Below are 3,040 nucleotides of genomic sequence, written 5' to 3'. Positions count from 1 at the left end.
AAAAATATGCCAGTTAATCAGCAATGATTAATCGGTATCTACTTTAGTATTCTCATCATTATTTGATGAATTAACTTCTGGCGAAGTTAACAGCTGTCACTAACAAAGACCCGTTTGGGTTGTATGGTTAAGTGACTAAGCGTACACGGTGGATGCCTTGGCAGTTGGAGGCGATGAAGGACGTATTAACTTGCGATAAGCCTAGTCAAGCTAGTAAAAAGCGCTTGAGACTAGGATTTCCGAATGGGGAAACCCACCTGCTTGCAGGTATCTTACACTGAATACATAGGTGTAAGAGGCGAACGCGGAGAACTGAAACATCTAAGTACCCGTAGGAACAGAAATCAACCGAGATTCCGGAAGTAGCGGCGAGCGAAACCGGACCAGCCCTTAAGCTTATTATGTGTTAGTGGAACATTCTGGAAAGTTTGACGATACAGGGTGATAGTCCCGTACACGAAAATGCATCTTAAGTGAAATCGAGTAGGTCGGAGCACGTGAAACTTTGACTGAATATAGGTGGACCATCATCTAAGGCTAAATACTCCCAACTGACCGATAGTGAACCAGTACCGTGAGGGAAAGGCGAAAAGAACCCCTGTGAGGGGAGTGAAATAGAACCTGAAACCGTGTACGTACAAGCAGTAGGAGCCCTTCGAGGGTGACTGCGTACCTTTTGTATAATGGGTCAGCGACTTATATTTTGTAGCGAGGTTAACCGAATAGGGTAGCCGTAGGGAAACCGAGTCTTAACTGGGCGTTGAGTTGCAAGGTATAGACCCGAAACCCGGTGATCTAGCCATGGGCAGGTTGAAGGTTGAGTAACATCAACTGGAGGACCGAACCCACTAACGTTGAAAAGTTAGGGGATGACCTGTGGCTAGGAGTGAAAGGCTAATCAAACCGGGAGATAGCTGGTTCTCCCCGAAATCTATTTAGGTAGAGCCTCGGACGAATACTTACGGGGGTAGAGCACTGTTAAGGCTAGGGGGTCATCCCGACTTACCAACCCTTTGCAAACTCCGAATACCGTAAAGTACTATCCGGGAGACACACGGCGGGTGCTAACGTCCGTCGTGAAGAGGGAAACAACCCAGACCGCCAGCTAAGGTCCCAAAGTCATAGTTAAGTGGGAAACGATGTGGAAAGGCCCAGACAGCCAGGAGGTTGGCTTAGAAGCAGCCATCCTTTAAAGAAAGCGTAATAGCTCACTGGTCGAGTCGGTCTGCGCGGAAGATGTAACGGGGCTAAACTATGCACCGAAGCTGCGGATTCAAACTATGTTTGAGTGGTAGGGGAGCGTTCTGTAAGCCGTTGAAGGTGTACCGGGAGGTATGCTGGAGGTATCAGAAGTGCGAATGCTGACATGAGTAACGATAATGCGGGTGAAAAACCCGCACGCCGGAAGACCAAGGGTTCCTATCCCATGTTAATCAGGGTAGGGTAAGTCGACCCCTAAGGCGAGGCCGAAAGGCGTAGTCGATGGGAAACGGGTTAATATTCCCGTACTTGGTATAATTGCGATGGGGGGACGGAGCAGGCTAAACAAGCATGGCGTTGGTTGTCCATGTGAAAGTATGTAGGTTGGTGACTTAGGAAAATCCGGGTTGCTAAGACTGAGATACGAGACGAGCCACTAAGGTGGTGAAGTTGTTGATGCCATACTTCCAGGAAAAGCCTCTAAGCTTCAGATTATACCGAATCGTACCCCAAACCGACACAGGTGGTCAGGTAGAGAATACTAAGGCGCTTGAGAGAACTCGGGTGAAGGAACTAGGCAAAATTGTACCGTAACTTCGGGAGAAGGTACGCTCCTATCTGTGATGAGATTTACTCTTTAAGCGGACGGGAGCCGCAGTGACCAGGTGGCTGGGACTGTTTATTAAAAACACAGCACTGTGCAAAATCGCAAGATGACGTATACGGTGTGACACCTGCCCGGTGCCGGAAGGTTAATTGATGGGGTTAGTTTTCGGACGAAGCTCTTGATCGAAGCCCCGGTAAACGGCGGCCGTAACTATAACGGTCCTAAGGTAGCGAAATTCCTTGTCGGGTAAGTTCCGACCTGCACGAATGGTGTAACCATGGCCACGCTGTCTCCACCCGAGACTCAGTGAAATTGAAATCGCAGTGAAGATGCTGTGTACCCGCGGCTAGACGGAAAGACCCCGTGAACCTTTACTACAGCTTGGCACTGAACATTGACCCTACATGTGTAGGATAGGTGGGAGGCTTTGAAGCAGAAACGCTAGTTTTTGTGGAGCCGTCCTTGAAATACCACCCTTGTAGTGTTGATGTTCTAACGTTGGCCCCTAATCGGGGTTACGGACAGTGCCTGGTGGGTAGTTTGACTGGGGCGGTCTCCTCCCAAAGAGTAACGGAGGAGCACGAAGGTTGGCTAAGTACGGTCGGACATCGTACGGTTAGTGTAATGGTAGAAGCCAGCTTAACTGCGAGACAGACACGTCGAGCAGGTACGAAAGTAGGTCATAGTGATCCGGTGGTTCTGAATGGAAGGGCCATCGCTCAACGGATAAAAGGTACTCCGGGGATAACAGGCTGATACCGCCCAAGAGTTCATATCGACGGCGGTGTTTGGCACCTCGATGTCGGCTCATCACATCCTGGGGCTGAAGTCGGTCCCAAGGGTATGGCTGTTCGCCATTTAAAGTGGTACGCGAGCTGGGTTTAGAACGTCGTGAGACAGTTCGGTCCCTATCTGCCGTGGGCGTTTGAGAATTGAGAGGGGTTGCTCCTAGTACGAGAGGACCGGAGTGAACGAACCGCTGGTGTTCGGGTTGTCATGCCAATGGCATTGCCCGGTAGCTACGTTCGGAACTGATAAGCGCTGAAAGCATCTAAGCGCGAAGCAGGCCTCGAGATGAGTTCTCACTAGACTTTTAAAGTCTCTGAAGGGCCGTTGAAGACTACAACGTTGATAGGCAGGATGTGGAAGTGGTGTGAGCCATTAAGCTAACCTGTACTAATTACCCGTGAGGCTTAACCATACAACGCCAAACGCGTTTTATGACAGCGTAAC

1 rRNA gene is annotated in these 3,040 nt (G+C 49.8%); it reads left to right on the top strand.

The annotated features are described in order from the left end of the window. Positions 1 to 125 precede the first annotated feature (125 nt). Positions 126 to 3,008 (top strand): 23S ribosomal RNA (locus tag NH153_RS00005). The last annotated feature ends 32 nt before the right edge of the window (positions 3,009 to 3,040 follow it).

The sequence above is a fragment of the Pseudoalteromonas gelatinilytica genome (genome assembly GCF_001641615.1).
Taxonomy (GTDB): domain Bacteria; phylum Pseudomonadota; class Gammaproteobacteria; order Enterobacterales; family Alteromonadaceae; genus Pseudoalteromonas; species Pseudoalteromonas gelatinilytica.
Note: the sequence above shows the minus strand (reverse complement) of the source record. Positions and strands in the feature narration are given on the sequence as shown.